The organism is Buchananella sp. 103232 (assembly GCF_058725725.1).
This window is the reverse complement of record NZ_JBZXJM010000014.1, coordinates 24,540-43,943: the sequence shown is the minus strand read 5'-3', so window position 1 is coordinate 43,943 and position 19,404 is coordinate 24,540. Positions and strand designations below refer to the sequence as shown.

12 protein-coding genes, 1 pseudogene and 1 CRISPR repeat array are annotated in these 19,404 nt (G+C 64.0%); of the genes and pseudogenes, 2 read left to right on the top strand and 11 right to left on the bottom strand.

The window, feature by feature from the left end; genetic code table 11:
- The first annotated feature begins 237 nt into the window (after positions 1–237).
- Positions 238–972 carry a nitroreductase gene (locus AC4PWQ_RS02255; RefSeq protein WP_492089654.1) on the top strand — a complete coding sequence of 245 codons (735 nt, stop codon included), beginning with the start codon at positions 238–240 and terminating at the stop codon, positions 970–972.
- A 104-nt stretch (positions 973–1,076) separates the two neighbouring features.
- Here AC4PWQ_RS02255 and AC4PWQ_RS02250 read toward each other — a convergent pair whose 3' ends face one another.
- From AC4PWQ_RS02250 to casA, 9 genes and pseudogenes are all read right to left on the bottom strand, one after another.
- Positions 1,077–1,298: a helix-turn-helix transcriptional regulator gene (locus AC4PWQ_RS02250; RefSeq protein ID WP_492089653.1), complete on the bottom strand. Its 222-nt coding sequence runs from the start codon at positions 1,296–1,298 to the stop codon at positions 1,077–1,079.
- A 790-nt stretch (positions 1,299–2,088) separates the two neighbouring features.
- On the bottom strand, positions 2,089–2,391 hold the full coding sequence (locus tag AC4PWQ_RS02245; protein ID WP_492089652.1) for a hypothetical protein: 303 nt from the start codon (positions 2,389–2,391) through the stop codon (positions 2,089–2,091).
- Positions 2,392–2,463: 72 nt separating this feature from the next.
- A CRISPR array of direct repeats spans positions 2,464–8,654; the repeat unit is 29 nt; unit sequence GGGATCATCCCCGCTCGCGCGGGGTCCAC.
- Between the two features lie 56 nt (positions 8,655–8,710).
- Positions 8,711–9,043 (bottom strand): type I-E CRISPR-associated endoribonuclease Cas2e, encoded by a 333-nt coding sequence (gene cas2e / locus AC4PWQ_RS02240; protein WP_371177251.1) that lies wholly within the window; start codon positions 9,041–9,043, stop codon positions 8,711–8,713.
- A gap of 53 nt (positions 9,044–9,096) precedes the next feature.
- Complete coding sequence (gene cas1e, locus AC4PWQ_RS02235; RefSeq protein WP_371151441.1) at positions 9,097–10,029, bottom strand: type I-E CRISPR-associated endonuclease Cas1e; 933 nt, start codon at positions 10,027–10,029, stop codon at positions 9,097–9,099.
- Between the two features lie 2 nt (positions 10,030–10,031).
- The gene (cas6e, locus tag AC4PWQ_RS02230) at positions 10,032–10,718 is read right to left on the bottom strand and encodes a type I-E CRISPR-associated protein Cas6/Cse3/CasE (RefSeq protein ID WP_492089651.1); all 687 of its coding nucleotides are present in this window, start codon (positions 10,716–10,718) and stop codon (positions 10,032–10,034) included.
- Positions 10,699–11,418 carry a type I-E CRISPR-associated protein Cas5/CasD gene (cas5e, locus tag AC4PWQ_RS02225; protein ID WP_371177250.1) on the bottom strand — a complete coding sequence of 240 codons (720 nt, stop codon included), beginning with the start codon at positions 11,416–11,418 and terminating at the stop codon, positions 10,699–10,701. Before cas5e ends, cas6e begins: the two co-directional genes overlap by 20 nt.
- Positions 11,418–12,548: a type I-E CRISPR-associated protein Cas7/Cse4/CasC gene (gene cas7e, locus AC4PWQ_RS02220; protein WP_371164131.1), complete on the bottom strand. Its 1,131-nt coding sequence runs from the start codon at positions 12,546–12,548 to the stop codon at positions 11,418–11,420. Before cas7e ends, cas5e begins: the two co-directional genes overlap by 1 nt.
- 1 nt (position 12,549) lies before the next feature.
- On the bottom strand, positions 12,550–13,233 hold the full coding sequence (gene casB / locus AC4PWQ_RS02215) for a type I-E CRISPR-associated protein Cse2/CasB (protein ID WP_371177249.1): 684 nt from the start codon (positions 13,231–13,233) through the stop codon (positions 12,550–12,552).
- A pseudogene (gene casA / locus AC4PWQ_RS02210) lies at positions 13,230–14,672 on the bottom strand (type I-E CRISPR-associated protein Cse1/CasA); the annotation flags it as partial. The gene casB and the pseudogene casA, both read right to left, overlap by 4 nt.
- A 239-nt stretch (positions 14,673–14,911) precedes the next feature.
- Between casA and AC4PWQ_RS02205 the strand changes: the two are divergent.
- On the top strand, positions 14,912–16,120 hold the full coding sequence (locus tag AC4PWQ_RS02205) for an IS110 family RNA-guided transposase (protein ID WP_492089650.1): 1,209 nt from the start codon (positions 14,912–14,914) through the stop codon (positions 16,118–16,120).
- Here the strand turns inward: AC4PWQ_RS02205 and AC4PWQ_RS02200 are convergent.
- Together AC4PWQ_RS02200 and cas3 are read right to left on the bottom strand one after the other, a co-directional pair.
- Entirely contained in the window at positions 16,044–16,331 is a 288-nt protein-coding gene (locus tag AC4PWQ_RS02200; RefSeq protein ID WP_492089649.1) for a type I-E CRISPR-associated protein Cse1/CasA, read from the bottom strand. The genes AC4PWQ_RS02205 and AC4PWQ_RS02200 overlap by 77 nt on opposite strands.
- Entirely contained in the window at positions 16,328–19,321 is a 2,994-nt protein-coding gene (gene cas3 / locus AC4PWQ_RS02195) for a CRISPR-associated helicase Cas3' (RefSeq protein ID WP_492089648.1), read from the bottom strand. Before cas3 ends, AC4PWQ_RS02200 begins: the two co-directional genes overlap by 4 nt.
- Positions 19,322–19,404: the final 83 nt, after the last annotated feature.

The following is a 19,404-nucleotide window of genomic DNA, read 5'->3' as shown; positions in this document are numbered from 1 at the left end:
CCCCCACTCTTTGCCCAGGTGGGGAATGGGCAGCGGTGTCTCTGGATGGTGAAAAGCGCGGGCGCAGGAGCAGGCGCGACGGGGAACGGGTAGGGGAGAGGACGGGGAGAGGGGGCGGTGTCTATTGCCCGAGCGCGTGGTTTGGGTGGTTGGTGGCGTGGTTCGGGCGGATGCGTGGTGTGGTTCGGGTGGTCACGTAGCTCCCCCCGTCAAGGGGAAATCAGTACGCTCTGAAGTATGGAACCTGCTGAGTTCAAATCTTTTGCCGACTCCCGGCGGTCCACGCGTTCCTTCAAACCAGACCCGTTGAGCCCAGAGGTAGTTGAGCAGATTCTAGACGGGGCTCGTCTGGCGCCCTCTTGGTCTAATACGCGCCCCTACCAGTTGGCCATAGCCACGGGAGCGCAGAAGGAACGGCTAGTGCGTCTCTACGAGTCAGAGTTTGACCGGACGGTGCCGGTTCAGCGAAAACAGCTGGGCGCAGCAATTAGATTGGCACTGAGCGGAAAACTACCTGACGGGGACTACAACCCCTTAATGAAGTATCCACCTGTTCTAAAAGCCCGCTCCAATAGGCTTGGTGCTGCGCTCTACAAACACCTGGGCATTGCGAGGGGAGACAGGGAAGCGCGTGATGCCCAGGCGCGGGAAAACTTCAATGGATTTGGGGCGCCACTACTTGGATTTGTGTTTGTCCACAAGGGGCTGATGCCTTTTGCGGCTTTGGATGCGGGCCTCATGCTGCAGACTCTATTCCTCACTGCTAAGTCACACGGAGTGGACTCGTGCGCTTTGGGTTCGCTAGCCATTTGGCGCAGGCCCGTGGACGCCGAGTTCAATGTCCCCAGCGACTACAAGCTGATCACTGGCTTTGCGCTGGGATATCGCTCTGGTGCCCATGTGAACGACTTCCAAGCCGAGCGCCCGGCGGTGGAGCTGATCCCTTCGCGTGCAGGCAGTAGCGCGAGCTAACAAGAGCAGGCGTGATGGTGCTGCTGAGGTGCACGTAGAGCCGGTGCAGGCGTGGAGTTGCCGACGGTTGGCGAGGATCATTCCCGTGCGGTCGGGCCGCGTGGTCAGTCGACGGGCTTGCGCAAGTCGGTGCGCGCTCCCCGGCCGGGGCGGGCAGCCTGCCAGGCGTCTACCGTCTCCGGCAGCCACCCGTGGGTGCCAGTCCCTTCCCCGATGATGACATCGGGGGCGGGGAGTCGGTTGTCCCGCTGGTAGGTGCGGGCCGTGTGGGGCGATATGCCCACTCGGGCGGCTAGCGCAGTCAGGCTCAGATAGCGGATTGTCACGGTCTACCTCCTGGATAGAGCGGAATGCAGGGCGATTGCGCCCAGCGTCACGGCAATTAGCCCCAGAGCGATGTTTGCCCATGTGGGGACTGTGCTGGCGGGGATAGCTAGGGCACACAGTAGAGCGCCGCCGCCGGCAATGATTGTGCGTCGGTCCATGTCTCGTTAGCCTCAACGCCGAGGGGGTCGCCCCGGCTGACTGCAGGGGCCGCGCTGCGGATTACTTTCGCTTCCGCTTCTTCCTGATGGAGGGTCGGAGTGCTGCAATCAGGGTTGCGATTGCAATTAGCAGGGCTCCGCCCCCTTCAGGACCTCGGCGATTGAATTCCTTCCTTCACCCCCTTCATGCAAGTGACTATACCCGTCCAGCTTCCTCGTTACTGAGTTGGGCAGGTGTAGTTGATTTGTGGCTAGTCATATCGAGGCGGCTGGGTGGCTGATACCCACAGGCTGCGCTGCCGGCACCCGAAGGGACGCCGTGGGTAAGCGTATCGTGGGCGATTTTGCAGATGCTCACGCTGAATGGTGAACATCGCACGGTTGGGCCAGTTCTAGGGTAGTAGCGGGCCCGACCGGTGCGGATAGCCGCAAGCGGGATAAGTGCCGCAAATGTCTTTGCTAACTACAAGCATGGCTAAACTGTCGCACTGTCCCAGCGAAGAACTCCTCATACCTTCCGCCGTTGGCATCGAGCATTGCTCTCACAAGAACGCGCCGGTCTGCATGGGATCACCTACGTTTGTGCGGGGCGGACTCTCTCCCATTGGTTGGTTGGCGGTGGTACAACGGATCACCCGAGGTCGTGCGGGGGCAGCGTCGCATTGGCGCGCAACGCGCGGTAAATCCGCTGGCATAGCTCGTCGTCTACGTTATAGGCGCCGATCGCTGGACGTAGCACAGCCTGAGGTAGAGCGGTCTTGCTCTCGGCCAGAGCACGCAGTGCAATATCCAGCGCCCACTCTGGCTGTCCATGGGACAGATCGCACAGGACCCCCTCGCGGGCCGTGGCATCAAGGTGAGGCCAGGCTTCCTCGATTACGCCGCGATCGTAGGTGTCGATCCGGCGTAGAAGCTCATTCAGCTCGGCGTCCATGGCCTCATAGTAGGGATCCTGCCCACTTGGGAAGGCCGGATCTTCTGGCCCGTACAACATCCACAGGTCAGACGGATCATCCCAGCTTGCGCGGGGTCGACAGCTACATGCCGGCCGCCGGGGCCGGGCGGGAGGGATCATCTCCGCTTGCGCGGGGTCGACGGGCAGCCAGTCCCGTCAGGCTCAGATATCGAGGGATCATCCCCGCTTGCGCGGGGTCGACTGCTCCGACGGCGATTTCGAGACCGTGGCGCAGGGATCATCCCCGCTTGCGCGGGGTCGACGCCGTCCTGCCGGGTGGGTGGACGCTGCACACGGGATCATCCCCGCTTGCGCGGGGTCGACTTCACGTGCGGCTGATCGGCGCTGGCGGTTTTGGGATCATCCCCGCTTGCGCGGGGTCGACGCATTGGAGCGGGTCGCGGTCGCTACCACCACGGGATCATCCCCGCTTGCGCGGGGTCGACCCCAGCGAGTACATCGCAGAGACGACTGTTTGGGGATCATCCCCGCTTGCGCAGGGTCGACCTCAATCACCGCGCGCGGTGGCCCATCAACGAGGGATCATCCCCGCTCGCGCGGGGTCCACTTGGCAGATGCCCAGGAACTGCTGGCGACTGAGGGATCATCCCCGCTCGCGCGGGGTCCACCAACTACCTGCATAAATGCGGGCCAAAGCGTGGGGATCATCCCCGCTCGCGCGGGGTCCACGATGAGGCTGCCGAGCTGTCCCACACCCTCGGGGGATCATCCCCGCTCGCGCGGGGTCCACACCGTGGCGGTGCACTCGGTCACCACGGAAGGGGGATCATCCCCGCTCGCGCGGGGTCCACATGCCGTCCACCTCCAGGTGGTAGCCGAGCGCGGGATCATCCCCGCTCGCGCGGGGTCCACTCGGTAGAGGCCGAGCCGATGAGCTGGAGCATGGGATCATCCCCGCTCGCGCGGGGTCCACGCGCTCGGCTTCGTGGGCGGGCGCCTGGTGACCGGATCATCCCCGCTCGCGCGGGGTCCACCACACGTTGGCCTGCGGGTAGGTCCAGATCGTGGGATCATCCCCGCTCGCGCGGGGTCCACGCCAGCTCGTGGTCACGGGCCTTCTGCTCGGCGGGATCATCCCCGCTCGCGCGGGGTCCACCCCGCATTCCAGACCCCCGGTGGGCACCACCGGGGATCATCCCCGCTCGCGCGGGGTCCACTGCTGGAAGTGGTGACCGGAATCCGTACCGCAGGGATCATCCCCGCTCGCGCGGGGTCCACCCTCGACCTGGGCAGGGGTACCCCCGGACCCCCGGATCATCCCCGCTCGCGCGGGGTCCACCTGGCCGACGCAAACAAGGGCGCCTACGACGCGGGATCATCCCCGCTCGCGCGGGGTCCACTTCGGGTTGAGCCTGAAAATGAGGCAATAGTTGGGATCATCCCCGCTCGCGCGGGGTCCACCTACGAACTCGCGCTCGCGGACGTTCACCCGGGGGATCATCCCCGCTCGCGCGGGGTCCACGCACCGTGTCGGTTGCCGGTGACCACGACCGAGGGATCATCCCCGCTCGCGCGGGGTCCACTGGAAGTCAGCGCCGTCACGGATCGCCTGCGCGGGATCATCCCCGCTCGCGCGGGGTCCACTGGCCTGGGAATAAGCGCCTGGACGCGTTGCCGGGATCATCCCCGCTCGCGCGGGGTCCACTGCACCTCACCAGTCAAAGTGTCAGCTTGACAGGGATCATCCCCGCTCGCGCGGGGTCCACCGGCGGAGTCTTGGGTGGTGCCGGCCGAGGTACGGATCATCCCCGCTCGCGCGGGGTCCACGACCAGGCGTGGGACGACGACAGCGATGGCTGGGGATCATCCCCGCTCGCGCGGGGTCCACTCCCGCGAGTTCGGATAATTGCGCGAAATCCAGGGATCATCCCCGCTCGCGCGGGGTCCACTGTGCGTGCTGGCCTGTCCAGTCTCGCGCGGGGGGATCATCCCCGCTCGCGCGGGGTCCACTTCCACCAGTGCAAGCGCACCGGCCTGGACCCGGGATCATCCCCGCTCGCGCGGGGTCCACCTGGGGTCCGGCGAAGCCCCCGAGGAGGGGACGGGATCATCCCCGCTCGCGCGGGGTCCACCGGCCCTGCTCGGCCCAGGTTTGGAGCATGTCGGGATCATCCCCGCTCGCGCGGGGTCCACCTGGCGAGTCAGCTCAAAAAAGTCAACGTGCTGGGATCATCCCCGCTCGCGCGGGGTCCACCGTTCTTAATTGCCGTGAATACGAATTTCACCGGGATCATCCCCGCTCGCGCGGGGTCCACGGAGCGGTGCCCCGGATCACCGTCGCCGCCCCGGGATCATCCCCGCTCGCGCGGGGTCCACACGCCTTTAGTGACGGTGCCCGGGTCCAGGTGGGGATCATCCCCGCTCGCGCGGGGTCCACGTTCTTCGCGTAGTTCATCGAGACCACGATCAGGGATCATCCCCGCTCGCGCGGGGTCCACCGGGCGGGCGGCCCGGCGTGGTATTGACGACGGGGATCATCCCCGCTCGCGCGGGGTCCACACCCGGCACAACCCGCAAACCACAAACGCCAACGGATCATCCCCGCTCGCGCGGGGTCCACCTCGGACCACTTGAAAACGAGTACCCCGTGCGGGGATCATCCCCGCTCGCGCGGGGTCCACATCTAGTTGACGCGAATTGAATAGGCGAGTAAGGGATCATCCCCGCTCGCGCGGGGTCCACCAGCCCATCGTGCAGTCTCCCTGCCTGGCGAAGGGATCATCCCCGCTCGCGCGGGGTCCACTTGGATAGGGCGGTGCCGGCCACGGAGGACGCGGGATCATCCCCGCTCGCGCGGGGTCCACCGCCGCCGCGCCCGACGAATAACCGGACGGTTGGGATCATCCCCGCTCGCGCGGGGTCCACAGACCCAAAAACCGCTCGCACTCATGGAGCAGCGGATCATCCCCGCTCGCGCGGGGTCCACATCACTGCAAGCGTATCCTTGCGGCGCTCAGCCGGATCATCCCCGCTCGCGCGGGGTCCACGTGGGGTCAGAGGAAGGCCACCCCGTTTTTCCGGGATCATCCCCGCTCGCGCGGGGTCCACCGGCGTTGGCGTCCAGGACTGCCCCGGCTGCGGGGATCATCCCCGCTCGCGCGGGGTCCACATCAGCTAGGGGTGAGGGCGCGTGGGCCTGGTGGGATCATCCCCGCTCGCGCGGGGTCCACTCTGACACGCAGATCCGGCGTGAGCGGGCCGCGGGATCATCCCCGCTCGCGCGGGGTCCACAACTTTTGTCTTTGTCAAGGGTTTAAGGCAAACGGATCATCCCCGCTCGCGCGGGGTCCACTCCCGCCCCGTGCCGCTTAGAGGTCTTGGAGTAGGATCATCCCCGCTCGCGCGGGGTCCACCTTGCAAATGGTGAGGCGGTTGTCCTCCCTAAGGGATCATCCCCGCTCGCGCGGGGTCCACCGTGGAGGTAAGTACCATTTTCGCAATGCTGCGGGATCATCCCCGCTCGCGCGGGGTCCACATCCTTTGGTGCGCTTTGAAGGTGTTACTGGTGGGATCATCCCCGCTCGCGCGGGGTCCACGTGGCCTGTCAGGTACGGTCCTGCCGTGTGGCGGGATCATCCCCGCTCGCGCGGGGTCCACGGCGGCTAATGAGGCCGCCACGGGCACCGCTCGGGATCATCCCCGCTCGCGCGGGGTCCACATTAGTTAAATGGTGTATACACACACCAATTAGGGATCATCCCCGCTCGCGCGGGGTCCACAAAAAATGTGCGAGGGGCGTTGCGTGAACAGCGGGATCATCCCCGCTCGCGCGGGGTCCACCGGGCGGGTACTACGCGGTTAAGTCCGCGCTAGGGATCATCCCCGCTCGCGCGGGGTCCACCCATTAACGGAATTAGACCTCTGCCATACACCAGGATCATCCCCGCTCGCGCGGGGTCCACGCGGCGGGCTTAGCTGCCGCCACCAAAGAAGAGGGATCATCCCCGCTCGCGCGGGGTCCACCCCGGTTAGTGCCGGTTTCGTGGTGGGCGGTCGGGATCATCCCCGCTCGCGCGGGGTCCACCCCCAAGTAGCCGCAATATTTGGTCTCATCTCGGGATCATCCCCGCTCGCGCGGGGTCCACTTCGTGCCGCCCCAAGTAGCCGCAATCTCTGTGGGATCATCCCCGCTCGCGCGGGGTCCACCACAAGCCGCTGAGCGCTGCAACTAATTGGTGTAGGATCATCCCCGCTCGCGCGGGGTCCACTCTTACGTCATTGACACCGGATACACCAATTAGGGATCATCCCCGCTCGCGCGGGGTCCACGCGACCAATTTCGCTCGCTCAGATTGCGATTCAGGATCATCCCCGCTCGCGCGGGGTCCACCAGGGTGCCGCTCAGCTGGAGCCGACCGAGCGGGGATCATCCCCGCTCGCGCGGGGTCCACCCGCTTTCTGTGACTGGCGTCAGGCGCCGACCAGGATCATCCCCGCTCGCGCGGGGTCCACCCCGACCAAATCGCGGACTTCCGCAACCTCCCCGGATCATCCCCGCTCGCGCGGGGTCCACGACTGGCTGGAGATCACGCCGTCCATGATCGAGGGATCATCCCCGCTCGCGCGGGGTCCACACGCACAAGGTAAGAACCAGCATTACCATCAAGGGATCATCCCCGCTCGCGCGGGGTCCACGCCGCCCGCCGCTACGAGACCGACGCAGCCAAGGGATCATCCCCGCTCGCGCGGGGTCCACATCGGTGGCAGATACTCCAGATACTCAAAATCGGGATCATCCCCGCTCGCGCGGGGTCCACTGCTGGCCGTCTCTGGGCAGGGCGTGAATGCCGGGATCATCCCCGCTCGCGCGGGGTCCACTGCGGAATACCGCCCAGCCAATTGTTTAGGGTGGGATCATCCCCGCTCGCGCGGGGTCCACTTTGGCCCGCATTTATGCAGGTAGTTGGCGCTAGGATCATCCCCGCTCGCGCGGGGTCCACCCCTTTGGCGCGCGCTTCGAGCTACGCTTGCCGGGATCATCCCCGCTCGCGCGGGGTCCACATGAGCGGGCGCCCGGATTTGAACTACCCGGCGGGATCATCCCCGCTCGCGCGGGGTCCACCGACACGGTGCCGAGGGTGGCCCGGAGGGCGCGGGATCATCCCCGCTCGCGCGGGGTCCACCGCGCCAATATCCTCCCGTCCCTGCGCACCGCGGGATCATCCCCGCTCGCGCGGGGTCCACAGTTTGACGTTTCTACTGGTCCTTACAGTCTTGGGATCATCCCCGCTCGCGCGGGGTCCACGCGCCCCGGCAGGGCGCTCAGACTTTTTCGCTAGGATCATCCCCGCTCGCGCGGGGTCCACCAGGGCCGGCACATGTTCGGCAACTAGCTCTTGGGATCATCCCCGCTCGCGCGGGGTCCACTACCCGCGCGCGTATAGCCGACACCGGGCCGGGGGATCATCCCCGCTCGCGCGGGGTCCACCCCCTCCAAGCTCCCCTAGGCCCCCTCACGGCAGGATCATCCCCGCTCGCGCGGGGTCCACCTAATAACGGAATTGAGCCCCCGTCATACACCAGGATCATCCCCGCTCGCGCGGGGTCCACACCCACTGGAAACCGACTCGGTTTCGACTTGGGGGATCATCCCCGCTCGCGCGGGGTCCACGGGGCGCTGTTCACGCAACGCCCCTCGCACTAAGGATCATCCCCGCTCGCGCGGGGTCCACCCCCTCCAAGCGCTTCTAGGCCCCACTACTGCAGGATCATCCCCGCTCGCGCGGGGTCCACAGTGCGTGCGCGTATAGCCGACACGGGGGCGGGGGATCATCCCCGCTCGCGCGGGGTCCACACGGTTGACGCAATGGCTGCCTACCGTGACCAGGGATCATCCCCGCTCGCGCGGGGTCCACGGTGGCTTGACACTGAGACCGGGCGAGTATGGGGGATCATCCCCGCTCGCGCGGGGTCCACATAACGTATGAAAAAAAAATACACCAAATAGAGGGATCATCCCCGCTCGCGCGGGGTCCACGTGTGAGTACCTATGCCGAAAGCACGCGGGCGGGGATCATCCCCGCTCGCGCGGGGTCCACACCAGCCAGGGGGAGCGGAGTTGCAGTTACACGGGATCATCCCCGCTCGCGCGGGGTCCACCCCGTGAAGAAGGTCGCCGGCGGTATCGCCGAGGGATCATCCCCGCTCGCGCGGGGTCCACGAGGCCACGCACCCGCGCCCGTACAAGGCCGCGGGATCATCCCCGCTCGCGCGGGGTCCACCCTTGGAAATCGTTGAATCTCCAGGGTAACTGTTCCGGATTGTACAGAGTTTTCCTTTACTGATTACCCAGAGCCCGCTCCGTGGAGTTGCGGAACTTGCGTCGTCTGCCGGCCACGGACCACCCTTCTTGGCGTGCCGGGGCGCTGCCAGTCAGCCTGTTTGGAGATGTTTCAGTCTTGTAGGGCTCCAGCAGCACTAGGAATCCGTCAAGGTTAGTTGGAACGCGCTCATGCCCCAGTGAGGCCACCTCGAATCCTTGTTCGCAACGGCTAGACCACAATAGAAGAGCCCTGCCCTGACCTAGGTTTTGTGCCACGAGCTCCCACACCTGTTCTCTCACCCGCGCGCTGAGATTACCCACGAATACGCCAGCAGCCAGTTCCATCATCCAGCGGGTCATTGCACCGCGTAGTCCAGCGGGCGCAGCCGATAAGAGCAGCACTACCATCCGCCGACTTCCTCGTAGTTCTGTCCTGCCGCAATAACCTTCTGCTGGTAGTCCCACAGCGAGACTACGTTGATCGCGAGGTCGGTTCGTTCGGCGTCACCGAGTAGATTGCGAATGTCCTCAACGCATCGTTCGATGATTCGTGCTTCGAAGATTCGGTCTCTGACCCGTCGCCTTACCGTTCCGGTTAGGTCCTGCATTCCCTCCGCGACGACGTCGAAGGCGATGGGAATAGACACCTCCGCCTTGTAAAGGTCGGCGATGTCGTAAACAAATGCGCGCTCGTGCCCGGTGTGGACTACTCCCAGCCCCGGTGAACACCCCAGGGAAACGATCACACCGTGAACCACCCCGTAAAGCGCGGCGTTTGCTGCGGAGAGAGCCTGATTGATCGGGTCCGATGCTTCGAAATCGTCTGCCTTGTAGTCCCTCCCAGTCCACGGTACGCCGGTGCGACGAGACTCCTTCCGGTAGATCGCCCTTACCCGCGCCCCTTCGCGGCCGCGTAGTTGCTGCATGGTTAGTCCGCCGACGTCCTCCCCGGCGAATCTCATGCAGTACATGGCCCGTGCCACCTTCAGTCTCTTTTGTGGCGAGGAGACCCGTGCGGCCTGTTCTATCAGCAGGTGGCTGGACGTGGCCAGCGAGCGGCCGTGCGCGTAGTAGCGCACGCCTCTTTCGCCCACCCACACTGCCGTGGTGCCGCATTCGCCCAGCAATGCCATCGCCTGATGACTCACCGTTGTCCCGGGTCCTAGCAGCACGGCGATCAGTGATGCAGCGGGTACCCGGATGGTGCCCTGATCGTTTCTGGCGGTCAGGGCACCATCCTCCCGATGGACCACACAATGCTCCAGATAGAGGAAGGACGAGCGATCCTGCACCCTAGGCAGTGCTGTGACCGGGACGGGAAGCAGCCTGGACATGGCTAGCTCCCTGAGCTCTTTGCCAGAGTCAGCAGGCCACACCCGTAGGCCTTTGAGCGCCCGAGTCCCTTGACAAGCACGGTCCTAAACGCGTCCACGTCTGTGACTCGCAGGGCTCCCTCAAAGACTGTCCTGTTGATGGTGACGATGTCCCTGCCACCGTCCTCCCGGGCGCGGCGGAACACCGGCTTTTCTCGGTGTGCTACCGAGGCCGCAGCGTCCAAGGAGTCGGGCTCTACACCGGGCACAGCAAGGAGCTCGAAGCCGTTTCGCTGCGCTCGCGTTGTCAGCCATTCCTGTTGCTGCGCCACGGTCACGTGCCCGGCAACTTTTCCGCGCTTGCCTGCCCCCTGCGCGATGGCGCGTGCTGGGTTGGCTGTCAGGCGGAAACTCCACTCCTGCCCGTTCTCTAGCTTGTCCAGGAACGGGCGGTAGTCGAGAGTGCGGGCCACACTCCCAGCCACGCCAGCTTCCTGCTCAATTTGGGAGCAGTCCGGTGCCTGTGGAGAAAGAATGAAGAGCGAGGTGTGCGAGTAGAGCCGGTCGACCCGCCAAAGCACCCGTCCCTCGGAATCCTGCCCTGAATCTCCCGCTGCCTTGGCCACAACGGCGTGCATCGCCTGGGGTGATCCCAGAAACTTGCGGGCAAGTCTGCGGCGAGGATCAATCTCAAGCTTGGTTAGGTACATTGCCTGCCTCCTCCACAGTCGTCATCGGGTCGTGCGGGTCTGCGGAGCCGTCTCCGAGCGGTACCGTCAGGCGCTCGACCTCGCGGAAGCCGTAGTCTCGGAACTCGGGATCGAACGAGAGGGGAACGTCCCGGGAGGTTCGGATGTCGCCAACGCTGATCTCGTCAGGCACGACTTCCTTATCGAGAAGGAGCTCAGCGATGATGGATTTATTGCGCTTCTTGAACCAGTCTGACGCCTGCCACGGCTCCGACGATAGAACGGTGTACAAGTCGCCGTCTCTCACGTCGATTGGGATCGCGCGACTGGGTGGACAGGAACGCCGGCCCAGGTAGAGAGGAAACTGGGGGTTGCGCACGGCCTCATGAAGGCCGCGCAATAGTTCGAGCTCTCCCTCGATGCCGGCAAGGAATACAGCGTCGGACAGGTAATACCGCTCAGAGAGCGGCATCGACCCTCCCTTGCGGTCGTGGGCGGTGTGAAAATCCCGTAGGAGGCGGCCAGGCTGATCCTTCCGCACCCCGAACCGAAGCTGGAGTAGATCCTCTAAGGGATCAGTGCGACGCCTCCCCAAAGCTGCGGCGAGCATGCCGATAATGCCGCTTTTAGTGGGGGCAAGCTCAGTGCCTCGCACCGCGAAACGCGATTTCACCCCCCAAGACTGCAAAGGACCTGCCAAACGCAGGAGCAAGGTGGACATCAGGCAGACTCCTGCTTGCTCAGCAGCGGAGAGACGGCGTCGCGGACCTTACTTGCCAGCTCTGCGTAGCCAACGTGCTCGCCCAGAGGAGCGGTGATTTCCTGGTCAGCCAGGCCAGCCACAAAGCTCGTCGCGGGGCGGAGCCCAAACTCTTCCCCGATCGCAGCTGCGTGCTCTGCCAAGCGCTTAACGGACCTCCCCAAGTAACCGGAGGTCGCGTCGGTCTTTACCGGCTCCTCAAAGGCACCCACCAACGAAACGGGCTGGTCCGTTCGGACGGAGACGGACACGAGGTGCGGCAGGGTCCGGTTGGCAAAGGTGTTCTGCTTGCCAGTGGGCATGGCAAGGGCAAACCCATCGATGAAAACCTCAAGGGCACGCAGCGCGGCCTCGGGGCTACCCAGGTTCTCCTTCAGCATGTCCAGGTTCACCGTCGCATAGCGGTAGATGGTGGCGGAGGCGAACTCAACCGTTCCCATCATTCCGGCGCCGGCATCCTCGTTCTCTTCGGAGTCCTCCTTGGCATCGTCCACTGCCGTGAAGAAGTCGTGCTCCGTCTCCACGGGGTGAGTGGAAATCGCGTGCGCAACCTGGCAGGAAGCGTCGATGTTCAGGTCGGTGTCCTCGGCCACCATGCGTCCGAACAGGGCCATGTCGATTGCGTGGTCCTCCTTGAAAATGGCCTTGGCCATCTTCGCGTCCACCTTCTCCTCCTGCTCCTCGGCAGCAACCGCAAGTCGGGCCAAGCGGTCGACCTGGGAAGGGGAGAGGAAGAGGAGGTAGCCCGACTCCGGGGTGCCATCCTTCTTGTTCTTGGGCGGCTCCACCCTGATCTTGGCTGCCGCGAACACGCCCTTGGCCAGCTCCTCAGCCTTTCCTGCCAGGTCGGGGTCCTGAGCGGCGATGCGGGAGGCCACCAGTTCAACGACGCGCTTGGTGCGGATGCCAACCTCGGTGGGGTCCAATCGGGTCTCGAAGAACTGCCGGGTGGCCCGCTTCCACGACTGAGAGGAAACCCGTAGGCGCCGAACACCGCCGTAAACGGCGGTCTTAGGAGAGCCAGAATCGTCGCGATTCACGCACGACGGCGGCAGGTTCTGAAGGATGTGCAGGTCAACAAAGGTAGTCATGTCAGTGCTCCAAGTCGTTGGAAGAGGAAGGGGAAGTTGTAGAAGAGGAGAGCTGAACGGGCGGGAGCGCAGCGAACTCGCGAGCCCACGTCAGCCGCATGGCGCTGGCGCCACCGGGAGTCTGGAAACGAACCAAATCGCCGGCCAGAAGGACATAGTCCATGGGAATGCCCTTGGCGCGCAGAAGTGAGGAAAAGGTCTTCAGGTGGTGGCGCAGTTCCGTGATCGTGGAAGACGTTACAAGGGCGTTGAAGCGCGCCCTCAGCGAATCGTTCTCGTCGGTCCCTGTACCGACTAGTGCACGAGCCGCGTGCCCCAAGCCCTGGTCGCGGACATGCATCGGTTCAGACCTGGATTGCTGATGCACCGCGTAAAGGGTCAGCGCGGTGTGAACCGCAATCTCCTCCCAAGTTGGTTCGTCTCCAGCACCAGTCGGAACCTCGACCGAAGTGAGATGCCAGATGGCCGGAACGTCCCCGGGAGAGCTGGGTACTGCTTTACGGAGCTGTGCTAACTCCGCCCTGGCACGTGACTCACCCTCCAAGTACCGGCGCTGAAGCCCGCGCTCGCCTTCGAGGACCCTGCTGGCCGTCTCGACAGTCTTGTTGCCAAACGGCCTCCTACTTTTGCGGGGCGGGGGGTCGCCCGGAGTCACCGCTGTATTGCCCGGATCGAGGGTGGTCATGCCGTGGTCCTTTCTGTCTCGTTGGTGGATGATTTCTCTTGGGTGGGGTACGGGATCCCCTTGCGCAGTGCCGAACGGAAGAATGCCAAAGCTTTGCCGGCATCCATGCGGGCGTCGCCGGTTCCTCGACCGGCGAAGGCCGTAGCGGGGATCGCTGCAGTTAGGTCCAGGCTTTGCCGGTTGGCCTCACGATGCAACAAAGTCCGCCAAGCGTCGCGGGCCTTTGCCTGGTCAGTCTTCTCGAGCGAGGCAAGCCAGCTGGGAAACTCCTGGTCCAGAACCGCATACATCGCCGCCCTGGCCGCATCGCCTGCGGCACTGGCCTTGTCTGGCTCTGCACCGCATGCTTTGGCAAGGTTGGCTGCAAGATTCCGGATTGCAAAGGCAGCCAGATCCGCCTCAGACATCGCGTCGCGGACGCAGGTGATCAGCGGGGAATCGCGGCGAATCAGCTTGGTAGGCAACTGCAGGGAGTCGTTAATGAGCTCGTCGATTACTGACTCGTTAGAACCGTACTCAATGCCGGTAGCGACTACATGTACCAGGCCCTGAATAGGAACAACTTCCTCACTAACAAGAACTTGGTAGAAATCGAGGATCGCTGGTGGCCTAAACTGGGAGCCGCCGTCCTTCCCAGCCACTTCCGGGCTCAGCTGAGAAACCAGAGAAGGCAGTCCGCGCCAGAACGCCTGCTCCTTAGAATGCTTGCGCGGCATGTAGACCTTAGTCTTGAACTTGGTACTCTGCGGCTTTGAGTACCGCCACGCAGTCATCGGCTCGACGCTGAATCGGTTCTGCGGCGTGGCCTTGTCACCGTTACCCAGAAACAGCCCGTGCACACGGTGTTCGTCGCCATGCAGGAGCACTCGACGGGTCTGCCACGTGTAGCACGCCACTGGTCCGGTTGGCGGCAACGATTCCGCTCCCGCCGGCCCACTCGGTTCACGCTCCCAGGGGGGCAAATCTGCTGTCTCGGAAACGCTGTGCATGTCCGGGACCTTCTTGCACACCACCGTGTTGAGCAGGAGAGTCTTGGCCAGGTTCTCGCCTTTCACGTAGACGACGCCAATCTGTCCAGTCCAGCCGGGCCCGATCGGATACCCCTTGCCACCCTTGACCGCTGGGTCTCCTTCCGCGCCGCTGCGAATGCCTGAAGGATCAAAAGAATGTACGTGCACCAGCCAGCGGGCGGCCTCGGCCCAACTGATGCTCTTGAGCCCTCGACCGCGCCGAGTGGTGAAGAACGGCTCCCCGTTGGGCACATCTGCAATCAGCTTTTCCAACCCCGAAATAGCTCCTGAGGAACTCCGAATCCCCGCTACCTGGAAGAACGGCGCAACCGGGTCACGAAGGTCGAAACGAGGGCGGTGCTCCGCCAGGTAGGCGGTGGCTGCGCTTCTAAGAACATCTGGAGCCGCCCAGGCTCGCTTCCACTCTTTGACGGTCTTCGGCCCGTTACCTTGTTTGTGGCTCGGTTGTTCCGGGCTCGGCCAGCTGTCGTGGGCATGATGGTTTGCCCCTGTCTAACCAATGATCCGGGGGGTGTTGTCACCCACGACAGTTGGGCGCTGGTGACCGCTGATTAGGGGAACGACCCGCTTGTAGCGAGGTCTTTCGTAACGTGGGTGCGGGACTAGCGACCGTGGCGCTGGCCGTGGTTTAGCAAGGGGCAGGACACATGGAAGTAGACCAGATCTCAGTCTTTGTCGGCATCGACGTGGGCAAAAGCGAACACTGGGCTCACGCCCTAGACCGCGCGGGCAAGAAACTGCTAGACAAGCCTTTGCCCAACGACGAGTCCAAACTCCGCTCGCTCTACCAAGACCTAGCTAGACACGGCACGGTCTTGGTAGTGGTGGACCAGCCAGCCACCATCGGGGCCCTGGCCGTGGCAGTAGCCCAAGACATGGAAATCACCGTGGCCTACCTGCCAGGTCTGTCCATGCGCCGTATCGCCGACCTAACCCCGGGCAATGCGAAAACAGACAAACGTGACGCCGCCGTGATCGCCATGGCTGCTTTGACCATGCCTCACACCCTGCGCGCGTTAGGCGATGGAGAACAGGACGGCCCGGCCTTGGCGATGCTGACCGGGTTTGATCTGGACCTAGCCCGTCAGGTCAACCAGACAGCAAACCGGATCAGAGGCCTGTACACCCAGATCCACCCCGCCCTGGAAGCTGTCCTTGGCCCCAAACTGGAGCATGACTCCATACTCCAGCTCATCAACACCTACCCCACCCCAGCCCAACTGAAGAAAGCTGGAAAGACGCGGATTGCCGCCAAACTCAAAGCCAACGGAGCCAAACTCTACGCCGCATGGGCCGACCAGATCGTCCAAGCACTAGCCAAACAAAGTGTCACCGTTGCCGGCACCCAAGCCGCAGGCACAGTCCTGCCCCACCTAGCCCAGCAGCTAATCACCCTGCACGCCCAACGCAAAGACATCGCCACCCAGGTCGAGCACCTAGTGCAGGCCCACCCTCTTTTCCAGGTCCTGACTTCCATGCCCGGGATCGGAATCAGGACCGCAGCTGTTTTCCTCGCCGAGACCCTGGGCAAGACCTTCCCCACCGCAGCCCACCTAGCCTCCTACGCCGGTCTAACCCCGGTAACCAGACGCTCGGGCAGCTCCATCAGAGGTGAACACGTATCCAGAACAGGCAACAAACGCCTCAAACGAGCCATGTTCCTAGCTGCCTTTGCCTCCCTACGAAGCGATGCCACCTCCCGTGCTTACTACGACCGTAAACGCGCCCAAGGCAAACGCCACAACCAAGCACTCCTCGCCCTGGCCCACCGCCGCATCCTCACCCTGCACGCCATGATCCGCACAGGCACCCTCTACGACCCACAACCAAACCCGAAACTCGTTCAAGCCGCTTGACAAACAACATAGGGGCACCCCCCAGCGCTCGGTGGCAGATCGCCAGTAGCAAGCGCAGGATGGCTACGTCCTGGCTGGCCAGCTCACCGGTGATGGCAGCGATTTGTTCTGCCTGCTCGAAGGCCTCCTGAAGGGAAACCTCCCCTGTGTTTCCGTCCAGGTAGGTCACACGTATCCACGGCTTGTCGACCAGGTTGAAAGAGCTGCTCATTCCGTGCCCGCCTCCATCAGTCCAAACTCAGGTGAGTATTCCAAGGTCTTTCCGGCCAGAGTGGCTCGCCCGTCAGTGAGCAATAGGAACAGTTGCCCTCGCAAGGCGGGCTCTACCTGCCACTCAGTTTGTACCCACTTTTCTAGCTCAGCTATGGAGTTATCCAAAAGCGACCCGCGAGAAAAAGTGAAGGGAAGACGAACTGCGGATAGTGCCATCGCCTCCACAACCTCCCGTTCGGGAACCCGGTCCGTTGGGACTGGGCAGGCTGGCACGTCAGAGCTCGGTAGGGTGTAGTACTCCTCTTGGCCTCCTACCAGGCGCTTGTCCAGCAGGATCACCTCCAAAGAGTCCTCTCCGTCCCTGACCTGGGCGCGGCCGGCCTCGTCGTCGGCAATTGCGTGTGTGTTCAACCAGCCAGTTAACCCTGCCCCGTTGTCTACGTCAGGCTCCGCCAGGAGGTAGCTATACGCTGAGTTTTCTAGTAGCTGTGCCTTCTTGTTCCACTCCGCGCGGGCGGAGTCCACCAGCTCGACCCAATGAGCCGGTACGCGTGCGGTGTCGCCGTATACCTCCTCAATGAGGGTACGTACGTCGTCGGGCACAACCACCGGTTTCCCCTCAGCGATTAGTCGGTCCAGGCAGGCCGCAGTGAGCAGGAGATCCTGCGCGCCGTAAATTGCGCGAGCGCCGCCCTCCAGGCTGGGACTCGAGCTCGCCGTGGAGGGGAGATAGTCGACGTAAGCAACTGGGGTGGCGAGCTTGGGAGGGCGTGGGCGCACGTGCCGATGCAGGCGTCCCATTCGCTGCAACACCAGGTCTATCGGGGCCAGGTCGGTAATAAGCAGGTCGAAGTCGACATCGAGGGACTGTTCAACTACCTGAGTGGCCACCACTATGGAACGGTGCGGGCGCTGTGGCTTTGACCGAGGAGGCCCGAACGCGCGCAGTAGGTTCCTATCACGCTCCTGCCGATGGGCGATAGTGAACCTCGCGTGGTGGAGAGAAACGTCGTCACCGAAAACCGCCTTGAGTTCGAGGTAGGTGTCCTGGGCGCGCTTCACGGTGTTGCGAACGATGAGGGCGCAACCGCCGTCGGAGAGCTTGTCATCGAGTAGCGGTACCAGACAGTCCTTGCCTAGGCGTGCCACACCGGTGGTGCTTTGTCTGCCGCTAGAGTTCAGGTCTTCGGTTCTCGAGCCGGTGGCACTGATCGTTAGCAGCGCTGGGAAACCAATTCGTGTCGGCGGAGGGGAGTCGACATCGTCGGGTAGTTCGCCTGCAGCTAGTTCGATCCCCCGCCCATAAGCCGCCGCAAGCTCACCACAGCGCTTCTGGGAGAGCGTGGCCGATAGGAGCACCACCGGCACCCCGTAGTTGGCCAGCCAGGTGAGCACCCGGTCTAGGTAGACGTTCATGTAGGTGGAGTAAGAGTGCACCTCGTCAACGATCACCACCTTGCGGGACAGGCCAAGGTGGCGCATCGCCAGGTGCGGGGAACGCATCGCACCGAATAGCAGATGATCGACTGTGGTGACAACGAAGTCAGAGAGCATCGCCTTCTTGTTGCCGTTAAACCAGGCCGTGATCGCTACATCCGGGTGAGGCAACGCAACGCGTTTGCCTCCGTGGCGCAGGTCTGGCAAAGGCTCGTCCCTGCCGACCTCCTGGGGCGTGGGCATAACCGGGGAGAGCCCGATTTCTCCGCCGACACTGCCGAGTAGACGATCCCTGATTTCGTACCCAGCTCGGCGGAGCTTTCTGGCAGCTTTATTCAAGCGTGCGCGTCCATGCAGCAGGTTCGCGCTGTAGCTCGAGGGAGCACCACGCTCGCCGTAGTGCTCCTGGATGCGCATCAGCCACGCAAGCTCGCGGGCGAACATGGCATCAGCGGTGGCTTGTGTAGGCAGCGCGAACAGGACACCCGACCGACCGGTCCGTGCGGCCAGCACCTCCGCAGCCATCAGGGCAGCTTCGGTCTTCCCACCGCCCGTCGACTCCTGAATCACCATGAGGCCAGGCAACTCCATGGTTCGGGCCGCTTCCACCACCCGTGCCTGCACGTCGGTGGCGCGCGCGCCGTCAGGAAGGGAGAAACGAGACTGCAGCAGCTCGTCCGGGGATTCTCCCAGATCCAGCGGTCGCCACGGCGTTGGCAGCTCCAGTTTCTGCACAGCGGCCTCAACACGAACTGCGTGAGCTGAAGGGGGCAGCAGTGCGGCGGCGTCGTCCATCTCCGGCATCGTGGGGAAGTAGACCTCGCTAGAAGCAAGCCAGTCGGCCACGATCACCAGACCGGACAGGGCGGCTAGGAAAGGCTGGCTCCATTCGCGTCCGCGCCAGTGGGAAAGAAGAGAGGTGGCGCCGGTGCGGGTGGTGACGAAATCCAGTATCTCTGCCCGTGCTTCTTCCCAGGTCTTGGCACCAAAGAGATGTGGCCGCAGGCCGTTGATGAGCTCGTTGACCTTTGCCAAGGTGGGAGGAAGGCCGTGGTGAGAACCGACCACCGAGGTGAGTGCTCGAGTTTGGCGCCTGGTCCAGCCGTGCGCGGCATTGAGCCAATTGCTGAGGCAAGTCTGCCCTGCTACCGCGTGGGGCGCCTCGCGGCGCTCGTTGCGATCAATCACGTCTGACTTCAGCCCGGCCTCCTGCATCACGTCGTACAGGCGGGGGACCTGCTGCGCGAACGCGGGGGTTGCCTTGCCGATGTCGTGCGTTGCGCCCATCCAAGCGGCCAGCGCGGCGAATTCCTTTAGGGGTGGCAGCCCGGTGGTGGAGTCGGCGAACTCGCGCTCCAGAATGTCCGGCACGGTGGGGCCGTACCAGTTGAGCGCCAGGTGCCGCGCTACGGCCGCCGTGTCGAGCAGGTGCAGCCAGAGGGGGAGCCAGCGGGTGCTTGCCGGGTCGTAGCCGGACTTTGCCCACACTGACCTGGCGGCGGCGGAAAGTGGCGCGTCGGCCGCTGTGGGGATTTCTGGCGAACGAGTCATGGGGACAGTGTGCCCGCAGTCACCAACATTCGAAGCTGCGGCACCCCGCGAGATCGCACCCGGCCCGCACCCGGCCCTCGCCC